Annotated in this window: 6 protein-coding genes; all 6 read right to left on the minus strand. The window is 67.3% G+C overall.

Features of this window, described 5'->3' with window-relative positions; translation table 11 throughout:
- Positions 1 to 226: 226 nt before the first annotated feature.
- The 6 genes from ACLFQI_RS06205 to ACLFQI_RS06230 all read right to left on the minus strand — a co-directional run bounded on the left by ACLFQI_RS06205 (position 227) and on the right by ACLFQI_RS06230 (position 13,552).
- Positions 227 to 817, minus strand: coding sequence for a hypothetical protein (locus tag ACLFQI_RS06205; protein WP_410758021.1), 591 nt, complete (start codon positions 815 to 817; stop codon positions 227 to 229).
- A gap of 75 nt (positions 818 to 892) precedes the next feature.
- Positions 893 to 2,083, minus strand: coding sequence for a homocitrate synthase (gene nifV, locus ACLFQI_RS06210; protein ID WP_410758022.1), 1,191 nt, complete (start codon positions 2,081 to 2,083; stop codon positions 893 to 895).
- Positions 2,084 to 2,419: 336 nt separating this feature from the next.
- Positions 2,420 to 7,120: a PAS domain S-box protein gene (locus tag ACLFQI_RS06215; protein WP_410758023.1), complete on the minus strand. Its 4,701-nt coding sequence runs from the start codon at positions 7,118 to 7,120 to the stop codon at positions 2,420 to 2,422.
- Positions 7,121 to 7,412: 292 nt separating this feature from the next.
- A complete protein-coding gene (locus tag ACLFQI_RS06220; protein WP_410758024.1) occupies positions 7,413 to 8,597 on the minus strand; it encodes a protein-glutamate methylesterase/protein-glutamine glutaminase in 1,185 nt (394 codons plus the stop codon).
- A 106-nt stretch (positions 8,598 to 8,703) separates the two neighbouring features.
- Positions 8,704 to 9,852, minus strand: coding sequence for an EAL domain-containing protein (locus tag ACLFQI_RS06225; RefSeq protein ID WP_410758025.1), 1,149 nt, complete (start codon positions 9,850 to 9,852; stop codon positions 8,704 to 8,706).
- 145 nt (positions 9,853 to 9,997) lie between these two features.
- Complete coding sequence (locus ACLFQI_RS06230; protein WP_410758026.1) at positions 9,998 to 13,552, minus strand: PAS domain S-box protein; 3,555 nt, start codon at positions 13,550 to 13,552, stop codon at positions 9,998 to 10,000.
- Between the last annotated feature and the right edge of the window lie 23 nt (positions 13,553 to 13,575).

Raw genomic sequence — 13,575 nt, forward strand, 5'->3', positions numbered from 1 at the left:
GCGTCGAGCGAGTCCGGGAGCGCGCGAGCCCCCGTATCGGCTCCCGTGTCGGCTCTCGTGTCGATTCCCGTATCGGCTCCCGTTTCGAGCCGCGTCTGGGTCATCGCCTCAAGCGGCAGCGGCGTGTCGAGGTCGGTCATGGCAGTCTCCGTGATCAAGTCAGGGTGAATCGAGAAGCGCGTGGTCTCGGGCTTGGTCGGCCTTTCCGATCCCATCGGCCAAGCGCTCAATCGCCGAGCAGATGGACATTGTCGCCGGCGTTGGCGATCTCCTCGCGCCGGATGGCCTTCTCGGCCCAGCTCAGCAGCTCGCGGGTGCCGAGCTGGTCTTTGCGATCGAAGGCGCGCACCGGCGCCAGGCGCTCGATGGCGGCCTGTGGCTGGTCTTGGCGCAGCAGCAGCCAGGCCGCGCCCTTGAGCGCCAGCAGCAGAAAGCGGGTGCTGGCCATCGAACGCTCCGCGGCTTGCTCAAGCTCGGCCTGGCCAAGCTTGCGCCAGTCCTCGCTCAGCCCGAGCCGACGGCTGCTGAGCAGGATCGCGCGATCGGCCATCGTCACCGCCTCGGCATAGCGGTGGCGATAGTAGTAATAGCGATAGAGCGCGACGATCACCGAGAGATGTTCCGGGGCCTTCAGGTAGGCGCGCAACAGCGCCCACTCGGCGCTGTCGACCGAGGTCCGTTCGAGATCCTCGTCGCTTGAACCATCGAGCGCCTGCGAGCGGTACCGCTGAGCGCTCTCGTCGATCAGCTGTCGCACCTCGGCCGGCAGTGGCGTCTCGAAGTACATCGCCTCGTTGTCGAGATCGAGCAGGTCCATGATGGTGTCTGCGCTTGCGGATGGCTCTAGGAAACGCCGGGATGGCTCAGGCGGGTCAGGCCAGCTTGGGCCAGCTCAGGCCAGCCGCGTCTGGCCCGACGGCGCTGGCATCGCCGCCGCGCCCAGCGCTGTCTGTTCCAGAAACCGGCGCAAGTCGGCGCTCGCCGGCGGGCGCTTGGTCTCGGTGACGAAGCGCCGCAGCTGCGGCAGCACGCGCTCGGCCTGGGCGGCATCGATATCGAGTTGGAGCAGTTGCTCGTAGGCGAGCCGGATCGCCTGCCGCCCGGAGTGCTTGCCGAGCACCAGGCGATGCTGGCGCCCGACCTCGGCCGGGTCGATGCCCTGATAGTTGTTCGGATCCTTGAGCAGGCCATCGACATGGATGCCGGCCTCATGGGTAAAGGCGCCGTCGCCGACCAGGCTCTTGTGCCAACCGACCGGATGGCCGGAGGCCTGGGCGACGAGCTTGGAGAGCGCCTCGAAGCGGGTCAGATCGACGCCGGTGTTGAGTCCGTGCACATGCTTGAGACCGATCACCACCTCTTCCAGCGCGGCATTGCCGGCACGCTCGCCGAGACCGTGGACGGTGGTGTTGACATGGGTGGCGCCGGCGCGCACCGCCGCGAGGGTGTTGGCGGTGGCCAGGCCAAGGTCGTCATGCGCGTGCATCTCGATCTCGCAATCGCAGACGCTCGCCAGCTCGCGGATGCGCTCATAGGTGCCGAAGGGGTCGAGCAGGCCGACGGTATCGGCGAAGCGCAGGCGGCGCGCGCCGGCCCGTTGCGCCGCCTCGGCGACCTGCTTGAGCCAGTCCGGATCGGCCCGCGAGGCGTCCTCGCAGCCGACGCCGACCTCGAGACCCTGCGCGCGGGCGATCGCGACCTCCTGGGCGATACAGGCGAGCACCCAGGCGCGGTCGCGGCCGAGCTTGCCGGCGATCTGCTGATCCGAGACCGGGATCGAGAGATCGACCAGATCGACGCCGAGACCGACGCAGGCATCGATATCGGCGCTGCACATGCGCGCCCAGACCATCAGCCGCGCGTTCAGCCCAAGCTCGGCGACGGCGCGGATCGAATCGCGCTCGTCCTCGCCCATGGCCGGGATGCCGACCTCGAGTTCCGGCACGCCAAGGGCATCGAGTCCGCGCGCGATGGCGAGCTTTTCGTCGAGCGAGAAGGCGACGCCGGCCGACTGCTCGCCATCGCGCAGGGTGGTGTCGTTGATGCAGACCCCGGGGGCTGCCAGGTCGTCGATGAGGGACATCGGATTCGGCTCCGGTACGCGGTGCGATCACTCAAGATAAGCAAAACTCGGGCCAGAATCCAAAGGGGTCTTGTCTGGATCCTTGGATCTTGAGATAACAGACTGATTCTATTGGCTCCAATGGCTGCTTTTGAGGCGCCTGAAGCACTGATCGGAGTTCGCGCCGGGCCCGAGTCGGGGTCGGATCGAGGCAAGCATCCGTGTCGGATTGAGGGAACCGCGACGCGTCTCGTCGGGGGCTTGTCGCAGAGGCGACAGGCAGACCATCGGCGATGGCCGCAGGCAGGACGAGAGCAACCGGCAAGCAATCGGCGGGCAACCGGCGAAAGCCGCGCCTCAGGCCAGATCCTCGGCGTCCCTCTCGGCCAGCGGCAGCAAGAGCGTGAAGGTGGTGCCGACGCCGATGGTCGAGCTGACCGACAAGCCGGCACCGGAGCGCAGCACGAACTCGCGCACCATGAACATCCCCAGGCCGTGACCGACGCGTTGCGTCTTGGTTGAGAACAGCGGCTCGAAGATGCGCGCGAGCACCGCGTCGGTCATGCCGCAGCCCGTATCGCTGATGCGAATCGCGGCGTAGTCGCCGGCGGTGAGTTCGCCGACCATCAGCGGCGGCTCGCCGCTCCAGTGCTCGCGGCAGCCGATGAGGCTGAGCGTGCCTCCTTCCGTCATCGCATCGCGGGCATTGAGCGCCAGGTTGAGCAGCGCGGCCTGCAGGAAGCCGGCATTGGTCTTGGCGCCGAGATCGGGCTCGACCCGGAGATCCCAGTCCAGGGTTTCCGGCAGCATCAATCGCAGGATGTCGGCCAGTTCGGTGAGCGGCTTGTCGAGCAGGGTCGTGCGCAGCGGCACGCCGCCCGCTCGGCTCAGCGCCAGCATCCCGGAGGTGATGACCTTGGCCTGGCCGAGCACGCTGTTCATGTCGTCGATGACCTGCTGGCTGTCATCGTCGAGGTTCGCTTCCTCGACCAAGACGCTCAGATAGTAGAGATTGGCGTCGAGCACGGCGAGCACATTGTTGAAATCATGCGCCACGCCGCTGGCCAGATGGCCGATGGTTTCGCGCTGCTTGGCGTTGACCAGGTCACGCGCGAGCTGCGCGCCGTGCTCGATGGCGGCGATGCGTTGGGCGATGAAACGCAGCAGCTCGCGTTCGCCGCTGGCAAGCGTGGCGCGGGCTCGGGCATCCCAGAATTGCGTCAGCAGCCAACGCTGTTGCGCGGCATCCCCCGGAAAGCGCGAGGCGGTGACCACCGCGCACTGGTAGCCCTGCGCGGTGAGCGCCGTGGGCAGCGCCGCGCCGTAGATCAGGCGCGGCTGATCCAGCGCGCTGGCGGGCGTGGCGAAGAGCGCTTCCGTGGCCGCTTGCGCGCGCTGCGCGGCGGATTCGTCGGCGGTCCCATCGCTGGTCTGGTCGCCGACGGCCGGCAGCCGCGCCAAGCATTGATAGGGCGTCTCGGGCGCGCGCCAGCCGGTCTCGGCGACGGACATCCCGAGCGCGTCCTTGGCGATGCCAAGGAGCGCGGCGATCTCCGCGTTGGCGTCGAGCCCACGGTTGCTGAGATCGACCAGGCGCTCGAGATCCTCGGCATAGCGTTGCAGTGCCTGCTCGGCGTCACGGCGTTGGGTTTCCGCCTGTTGCACATCGGTGATGTCCAAGGCGCTGCCACGATAGCCGCGCAGGCTGCCATCGGCGGCGAACAAGGGGATGCCGTCGACACTCAACCACAGGCGGCGGCCAGCGGCGGTGAGCACTGGCGCCTGGAAATCGCGCCAGGGCTGGTGGCGCGCGATCAGCGTGAAGGCGCGCGCCTTGACCTCGGCGCGTTGCGCCGCGGGGATCAGTTCATAAAAGGTCTTGCGACCGATCAAGTCCGCGGGCGAATAGCCGAGCAAGGCCTCGGCGACTGGATTGACATAGGTATAGACGCCTGCGGGATCGATCTCCCAGGTCATCATGCGGCTCTGCAATGCCAGGGCATCATAGCGCTCGGTGCTGGCCCAGAGTTCGGCGAGCACGCGCTTGCGCTCCAGCGCGCCGAGGAACACGTTGGCGAGCACGCGCAGGAAATGCACCTCGCCCTTGAGCCAACCGCGCTCCCGATGCACCGCATCGAGGCCGATGAAGCCGCTCAACTGTCGCTCGCGCCGCAACGGCACCAGGATCAGCGACTGGATGCCTTGACGTTGAAACTCTTGGCGCAGCGTGGCCCATTCCTTGGGCAGATCGGCGACCCTGGGGATGACGATCAGGTCGGCCTCTTCGAGAGCCTCGAGCAGGACCGAGAAATCGGCGACCGGACAGTCTTGCAACGTCGCGATCATCGGTTCCACGTCCGCCGCCACCCATTCGTGGGTATTGCTGCAGGTCTCTCCGTCGCGATCGAATTGGAAGATATAGGCACGATCGGCGCCGGCGAGGTCGCCGACCTTCGCGAGCGCATCCTGGAGCAGCCTGTCGAAGGGTATTTCCGAGGGAACGATGAAGGTCGTGGTCAGCGCCACCAGTTCGCGTTCAAGCTGTTCGCGGGCGATCAGATCCAACTCGGCCTGCTTGCGATCGGTGATCTCGGTGGCGACGCCGATCACCCGGCAGGCACGGCCCTCGGGGTCGCGCACCAGGAAGCGGCGCTCGGCGATCCACTTGCGCCGACCCGCCGGGATTTGCAGACGATATTCGCAGGTCTTGAGATGATCGTCGGCGCCGACCTCGGCATGTTCGCGCATCACGCGTTCGCGGTCGTCGGCATGGATGTGCGCGTACCAGAGCGCCGGATCGGCGCGCAGCGCCGCGACGGGCTGTTCCCAGATGGCCTCGAAGGCGCGGCTGACATAGGTGAGCTGGTTGCTGTCGATGTCCAGCACCCAGAACACCTCCTCGATGGTCTCGGTGATCTCGCGCAGTTGCGCCTCGCTGGCGCGCAGCCGTTCGAGCGCATGGATGCGGTCGGTATCGTTGCGCTGGATACCGATGTAGTGGCTGATCCGGCCTTGGGCATCGACCACCGGCGTGATGCTGACCGAGTTCCAGAACAGGCTGCCGTCCTTGCGGTAATTGCGCAGGGTCGCCTGGCAGGCCTCGCCGGCGGCGAGAGCGGTGCGCAGGGCCCGGCGCGCCGGCTGATCGCGATCCGTCCCCTGCAGAAAGCGGCAGTCGCGGCCGAACACCTCGTCGCCGCGATAGCCGGTCAGGTTCTCGAAGCCTTTGTTGACGAAGCGGATCGCATGATCGCCGTTGCCGAGCCGTTCGGCGATGACGATACCGGTTTCGGCTTGCGACAGGGCGTCGAGCAGCACCCGATGGTCGCGGCGCAGCTTCAGGTTGCCGAGGGCGACGGCGGCGAGCGAGGCCCCATGTTCGAGCAGGGCGCGGGCGAAACGGTTTGGTCGTCCCGGCTCCGGCGCGGCGATCGCGAGCACCCCGAGCACCTGGCCATATTGGCCGCAGATCGGTTGACACCAGCACGCGCCGGGAGGGTTGTCGCCGACGTAGTTCAACCGTGGTTGATCGTCGGCGGTATTGGCGAGATTGGTCCTGGCGCTGAACTCGGCGGTTTCGAACGCGAGCTGGTAAGCAAGCGCCCCTTCCTGGTTGGCGAGGCGGGCGTTCAGCAGCGCAATCTCCTCGGTCCTCATGCCGGGAGCGGCGAGCACCTCGAGGCTGTCGGTCGGGGTCGCCACCACCAGATTGCAGTGATGCCCCGGCAGCTGTCTGGCGATGGCCTGGCACAGGTGCTCGGCGACCTGGCGTTCGTCGGCCTCGGCGCCGATGAGTTCAGCGAGGGTCTCGGCCTGCAAGGCGCGCAGCGCGCGCTGCTCGCGCTGTTGGTCGCGCTCCTCGGCGAGCGCCTTGAAACTCGCTTGCAGGCGCTCGCCAAGGCCGTTCATCGCACGCGCGGCGGCGACTTCCTCCTTGAGCGGGCTCAAGGGCGGTGCCGGCATGGGCTGTCCCGAATCGATCGACGCCGGCAGCGCATCGGCCCTGGCGAGCACCGCTTGCAACGGCGCCGCGAGCCGGCGGCTGAGCCAGTGCGCGACGAGGATGACCAGCGCCGCCCAGGCCAATAACAGCAACAGCCAGCGCTGCAACCAGAGATGGATCTGCTCGATCAAGACTTGGGCGCTGAGTTCGATCTCGAGCGCGGCGACGTTGGTCGCCTCCGGCAACGGCAGCCTGAGCCGGTAGCGGACCTGGCTCCAATCGAATGGGTCGCGCGGTTGGCCATGATCCTGGGCGATGGACAGGCGGCGCTGTTGCCGGGAAACGGGTGCCGGCGACTCCTCGCCGCTGGCGTTGCCATTGGCGCTTGGCAGCAGTCGCAGGGTCGGCTCGGCGGTGCTCGGCAAATGCTCGGCAAGCAGGGTCTGCAAACGCTGTTCGGACGCCGTTCGTGACCGCGGGTTGGCGGCGTCCGCCGGTAGCATCTCGGCGGCGAGGGTGGCGAAGAGGCGCAGCTGGGCGAACAGCTCACGCTCCAACCGCTGATGGACATCGTGCGTGCCGAGAAAGGTCAGCACACAGGCTGGAAACAGGGCGGCGACGCTGAACAGGACCAGCAGGAGCCGACGGATGGAGAGGCTGGGATGCCGGCGCTGCACCAGCGCGACGGCAAGCAGCACGCACTCGGCCAGCAGCGCCGTGACGATGTCGTTCACCGCCTGCTTGAGCACGAGCAGCAGCGTCGGCACCACCGCGACGTCGATCCGCAGCAGGTCGTCGAGCAGTGTCAGCGGCGCGCCCAGCACCAGCCAATAGAGGCCGACCAAGAGCGGCAGGAAGGGCCTCTCCTGTTCGCGCCGCCGGGCGCGCGCCAACAGCACAGAGACGAAGACGACCTCGGCGCCCAGGAGCAGCAGCGCCGGCGACTGTTGGTGAAGCGGCGCCATGACACCGGCTTGCGCGGCGGCGACCGCCAATCCAGCCGGCAATCCGAGCCAGACCAGCGCCAGCAGCACGGCCACCAGGGCGAACGGAAAGTGCAGGCCGTATAACAGCGGTAGGCCGACAGAGCTGCCCGCCGCTGCGGCGGCGACCAAGAGTGACAGTAACGGTAGAGTATCGGCGGTTGAGAGGAAACGTCGCGGTTCCCTGCGCTGGTTCGGGACCTCTCTCCGAAACCATCGACTTAGCAAGGCATGTCCCCTGGCTGGTACTGCCGTGGATCAGCAAGGCACCTGATAGGGCCAGAGTTGGATGCTCCGGCGACTCGGGATGGTGGTCGCGATCATGGCGCTGTGCGGTCTAGTATCGCCGAAAGTCGCGGCGCGGGGAAAGCGAGCCGCGCTCGAAGGGGTCAATCGGTGCATCGGTGCCTGCCGAAGGTGGCGATCAGGATCGCGATGCGCCCTGGGCGTGTGCGCCCATCGTGCGCCATCCCGGCGGCGGCATGCGGTGGCCGAGCCCAGCGTGGGATGCCTGCGGCGGCCGTGGTTGCGGCTGTTCGCGCCCGAGGGCCGCAGTCAGCGCCATCAGTCGCGGCGCGATCGCCGCCAGCGAGACCACCTCGCGCGCGGCGCCGAGGGCGATGGCCTCGCGCGGCATGCCGAAGATCGCCGAGCTGGCCTCGTCCTGGGCGATGGTCAGCGCGCCGGTCTCGCGCAGCGCCAGCAGGCCGGCGGCGCCATCCTTGCCCATCCCGGTCAGCAGCACGCCGGTGGCCTTGAGGCCGGCAAGGCGGGCAGCGGAATAGAACAAGACATCCACCGACGGACGGTGACGGTTGACCTCCGGGCCAGCATCCAGCTCGGCGACATAGTCGCGACCCTTGCGGGCCAGCTTCAGGTGGCGGTCGCCCGGGGCGATATAGGCCTGTCCGGGCCGCAGGGGTTCGCCATCGACGGCCTCGCTGACCTGGAGCGGACTGCTGCGGTTGAGGCGTTCGGCGAACGAGCGCGTAAAGCCTGCCGGCATGTGCTGAACGATGAGCACCGGCGGGGTCTTGGCCGGCAGTTGCTCGAGCACCTCGCGGATGGCCTCGGTGCCGCCGGTGGAGGCACCGATCAGCAGAACCTCGTCGCGGGCGGGCAGAGTCGAGGCGCTGGCGGCCAGCGGCTTGGGCAAGCGGATCGAGGCGGATTTGGGGCGCGGGCGTGGCAACAGCGCCTGGCAGCGCGCAGCGGCGCGGATCTTGTTGGCAATCCCGGTGCGCTCGGCGAGCAAGCCACTGCGGATGCCGACGCGGGGCTTGGCGATCACATCGCGCGCGCCGAGTTCCAGGGCGCGCCGGGTCTCCTCCGAGCCGGGCTGGGTGCGCGAAGAGATCATCAGCACCGGCATCGGACGCAGCCGCATCAGGCGTTGGAGGAAATCCAGGCCGTCCATGCGCGGCATCTTGATATCGAGCGTCAATACGTCCGGATCGTGTTGCTTGATCAGTTCGCGCGCCATGATCGGGTCGGAGGCAACGGCGACGACCTCCATATCCGGTTGAGCATTGATGATCTCGCACAGGAGATCGCGGACAGTCGCCGAGTCATCGACGCAGAGCACTTTGATCTTGGGGGCGGTCGGCATGGGGTTCTCCTCGAGCCTGATGTCTGTCATCACTGTGAGCGAGTCCGATGCTTGAGAGGCTAAACCAACCCGATGCGGCGGTCGGTAAAGACTTGTTAAGCAGGGGTCAGCAAACGAAGTGCTCGATCGGCACCGGGTGGCCGAACAGATAGCCCTGCAGACGGTCGACGCCGATCGCGATGAGCTGATGGCGTTGCGCCTCGGTCTCGACGCCCTCGGCGACCACTTGCAGGTTGAGGCTGTGGGCCATGTGCACCATGGCGGCGATCAAATTGGCCGATTTCTCCGAGTCGAACATCTCGTCGACGAACGAGAGATCGATCTTCAGCGCGTCATAGGGCAACTCGGCCAGCGCCCGGATGCTCGAATAACCGATGCCGAAATCATCGATCGCCAAGGAGGCGCCACCGAGGCGCAGCTCGGTGGTGAGCGCGCGCATCTGTTGCAGATCGGGCAGGACCGCCGTCTCGGTGAGTTCGATCATGATGCGGCTGCTGCCGGCAAAGGCGTCGACGAGGCGTTTGACCATCGCTGCCGCGCCCTTGCGCTCGATGTTGGCGGCCGACAGATTGATCGAGAGAAAATCGAGCCCGAATGGCCGCAGTTGCGGTTCGAGTTCGATCAGGCGCTCGCTGAGCACGCGCGTCAGTTCCATGATCAGGCCGGATTGCTCGGCGAGCGGGATGAAGGCGCCGGCGCCGAGCACGCCGCCCTCGGGCAAGGGCAAGCGGGCGAGCACCTCGGCGCCGACCGGCTGCAGGGTGCGCGCCGAGAGGATCGGCTGAAAGTAGGGCGTGATCTGGCCCGCGCGCAAGGACTCGCGCAGATCCTCGACGCGGAGCGGGTGTTTGGCCTGGACTTGGGCCTGGGGTCGCTGCTGGCGCGGCGGGGAATTGCGCTGGGACAGCACCGCTGGCAGCTCGCGCACCAGGTTGGCTTTGTTGACGGCACCGAACACGATCAAGCCCTTGCCCTGGGCGATGCGGCGCGCGGTATCCAGGAGTTCGTCGCCCTGGCCGGACAGCAACACCAGCGGGATGTTCGGATGCGCGTCGGCCAGCCAGGCGAGGACATCGATGCCGGTTTCGTTGCCGAGACTGAGGTCGAGGACGATGGCGTCGGGCACATGGCGCCCGAGATCGTCGCGCAGCGCGCCACTGGTGGTCTGGAAACGGACTTCGTGGCCGAGCAGGCCGGCAAAGCGGCACAGGGTGCGTTCCATCCGTGGGTCATCATCCAAGCAACTCAGGATCATTGGTCTGTCCTCTTGCGGGAGATACCCGAGCCGGTGAGCGGGACGCTGTCCGCCACCCGGCGATGGTGTGGCATGCGTTATTCCGACGGTGGTGTTCCTAGAGTAGAACGGCCGCTGCGGGCGTTTGGTAAAGAGTTGTAAAGCCTCATTCGGCGGGCGGCCTGGGCGCGAGCATCCGCTGGATGGCGTCCCTGAGGTTGCCGCGATCGATCGGCTTGCGCAGAATCGGCGCCGGCTCGCCCTGGCTGTCGAGCGGCGGCTCCCAATGCGCCTGTTGGCCGGTCATCAAGAGGATCGGCAGGTGGGGGTATCGTTCGGTGAGGCGCGCGAAGAGATCGAGACCGTCCATCACCGGCATGGCGATATCGGAGAGCACCAGATCGATCGGCTGATCCAGGGTGGCGAGCCGGCGCAAGGCGTCCTCGCCGTGATCGGCCGTCTCCACCGCGAAGCCTTCGAGGTTCAGCAGGCGCGCGAGGGCGTCGCGCACCCGCCGATCATCCTCGACGAGCAGCACGCGGCGCGCGGCAGGCTCGACTGACGCTGGCCGGGCCGCGGGCGCTGGTTGGGCCGTGGGCGCTGGCTGGGTCTCGCTGGCGGCTGCGGAGGGCTGCGTTTGCAGCGGGCGCGCTGAAGGGGATGGCGTTGGCACCAGTGTCGAGGTCTTGGACGCGGTCTCGGGCGCCTCCTGCGCCGGCAGGAGGAGACGAATACAGGTGCCTTGGCCAGGGGTGGAATCGATCCAGAGCCCCGCTTGGGTGCGGGCGACGAACTCGCGCACCATGAACAGCCCGAGCCCATGACCGCGTTGTTTGGCCTTGGTCGAGAACAGGGGCTCGAAGATGCGTCCGAGCAACTCCGGGGCGATGCCTTGGCCGGTGTCGATGACGCGGATCTCGACAGCGTCCGCAGCCGGAATGATGCCGACCCGGGGCGGACCGAGGCTGTCCGTGCCCATGGGCACCGGCCGCGCGGCGATCGTCAGCGTGCCTTGTTCGCGCATGGCGTCGCGGGCATTGAGCGCCAGATTGAGCAGGGCCGATTGCAGGAAGGCGCGATTGCTGAAGACCTGCACGCCGGCGGCGATGTCGAGCTGGAGTTCGATGCGCGGCGGCAGCACCTGTTCGAGGATCTGTCCGAGTTCGCCGACGGTGCAGGCGAGATCGATCGGTTCGAGGGGGATCTTGCCGGCGCCGCTGATGGTGAGCATGCCCGAGGTGATGACCTTGGCCTGGCCGAGGGCGCTGCGGGTCTCGGCGAGGATTTGGCCGAGTTCGGGATCGGCGTCGATCTGCTCATCGAGCCCATCGGCGATGAAGAACAGATTGGCGTCGATGACGCCGAGCAGATTGTTGAAGTCGTGCGCGACCCCGCTGGCGAGATGACCGATGGTCTCGCGCTCGCGCGACTGGACCAGGTTCTCTTGCAGCTGATGCTTATGGCGCACGGCGGCGATGCGCTGAGCGATCAGGCGCAACAACTGGCGCTGCCCGAGTTCCAGCGGCGGGATCGCGCGGGCATTGCCAAGCGTGAGCAGCAGGTGCTCCTGATCGCCATCGGGGGTTGTGCAGTCCATCACCACGCCGACCATGCTCGCGTGCGCCTGCGGAGACGGAGATGCGCTTGCATGGATGCCCGCGGCGGACGCGCGACCCGCGCTTTCGGAACCGGCGAGGATGATCGGGTTGCCAAGCTCGGCCAGGGCCTCGGCGATCAGCGCCGGCGGTGCCGGGGACGGGCGGCGATCGTCGGGGACGGCGCTCAGCAGATGCGCGTTGGTGTCGGCGTCGAGCCGCCAGACGGCGGCGCTGTCGAGCCGCAGGCTGCGCCGCGCGAGTCGCAGCAGGGCCTGCACCTGTTCGCGATGGGAGGCCGAAAGATTGACCAGGTCGAGCAGGGATTCGAGCTGCTCGGCGTAATCGGTCAGCTCCTGCTCGGCGGCGCGTTGGCGCTCGCGGGCCTGGTGGAGATCGGTGATGTTCTCGATCATCGCCAGCGCGATGGGCGCCTCGTCGGCGCGGGTGGGGAGCAACGACAGCCGCAGATCGCCCCAGAGCACCTGTCTGTCGGCATGCAGGTAACGGCTGCTGATGCGATAGGCGTCGCGCCGGCCGCAGAACAGATCGTCGAGTCCGCCGAGCACGGTGTGCAGATCGTTGGGATGGGTGACATCGTCGAGACGCACTTGGGTGAGGATCTCGGCCTTGCGGCCCAAAAACCGCGTCAGCGCCTGATTGACCATCAGCGGGCGCCGATCTTGACCGATCAAGGCGATGCCAATGGGGGTGTTCTCGAAGATCGCGCTCAAGCGCGACTCGCTGTGGGCGAGGCGCTGCAACGCCAGTTGGCGCTCGGTGACATCCTTGGTGATGCCGCGATAGCCGAGGGACTCGCCGTTATCGGCGAGGATCGGGCGGCCGTCGCTTGCGAGCCAGAGGGCGACACCGGCGCGGCTGCGAAAGGGCATGATGAACTCTTCGAGGGGCTGGCGCCGGGCCATGAGGTCGGTGGCCTTGGCGGCCTGCTCGCCGGCCTCGGGTTCGGCGATATAGTCGCTGAAATGGCGTCCGAGCATCTCGCTCGGGGCATAGCCGAGCACGGCTTCGCAGACCTCGCTGATGAAGCTGAAGCGCCCCTCGGCGTCGAGTTCCCAGGTGATGGTCCGGCTCTGGCGCGCGAGCGCGTCGTAATGGGCATTGCTCTGCTTGAGCGCGGCGAGCGAACGGGTGCGTTGTTCGCTGGCCACGAGGATATTGGCGAACAGTTGCAGGAACTGGACCTCGACGGTGCTCCATGGGCGGTGCGCGCGCACCGTCTCGACGCCGACCACCCCGAACAACCGCCCGTCGAGCCGCAGCGGCGCCAACAGCAAGGACTGGAGCTGCTGGGTCTCGAGCAGACGGCGCTCCTCGACCCAAGCGCTGGCGCCGAACTCGGCGACATCAGCGATCACCACCGGCTCGCCGACGGCGAGCGGCGCCATCATCATCGGCAGCTTGGCGATCGGCAGATCGCGGTAATACGCGCCAATCGGCGTCACGTCCTCGGCGGTGTGTTCGATGACCTGATCGACCTTGCCGCCATCGGCACTGAGACACAGCAGATAGCTCCGGTCGGCATTGATGAAGTCGCCGACCCGGGCTAGGGCCTGCTCGATGCTGGGGTCGTTGACGTCATCGGCAACGCCGACGAAGCCGGTGGCCAGCCTGAGCAATTCGCTGACCATGGCCTCGCGTTTGGCAAGCTCGACCTCGGCCTGCTTGCGCTCGGTGATGTCGCGGCCAACGCCGATGATGCCGATCACCGCGCCACTGTCATCGCGGATCGCGGTGTTCGACCATTGCAGCCAGCGCCAGCCCTGCGCGGTGTGTTCGCGTTGCTCGAGACTGCAACGGTGAGGCGGCGCATGCAGGGACGCCCGCGCCGCGGTGACCGCGGCGCGGTCGTCCGGATGCACCGAGGGCGTGAAGCTCTTGCCGAGCAGTTCGTCTTCGCGGCGCCCGAAGGTCTTGCAGTAGGAGGGGCTGACGAACTCGAAGCGCCCCTCCATGTCGACGCGCACGATGAGATCCTCGACGTTCTCGACCATCAGCCGGTAGCGCGCCTCTTGCTCGCGCAGCGAGGCCTCGGTCTGGCGCAACTGTTCCAGGGTCTCGATCGCCTCGCTGATGTCTTGCTGCACGCCGATGTAGTGCGTCACCTGTCCCTCGCGGTCGCGCATCG

Source organism: Halochromatium sp. (assembly GCF_046541315.1).
Classification (GTDB): Bacteria; Pseudomonadota; Gammaproteobacteria; order Chromatiales; family Chromatiaceae; genus Lamprobacter.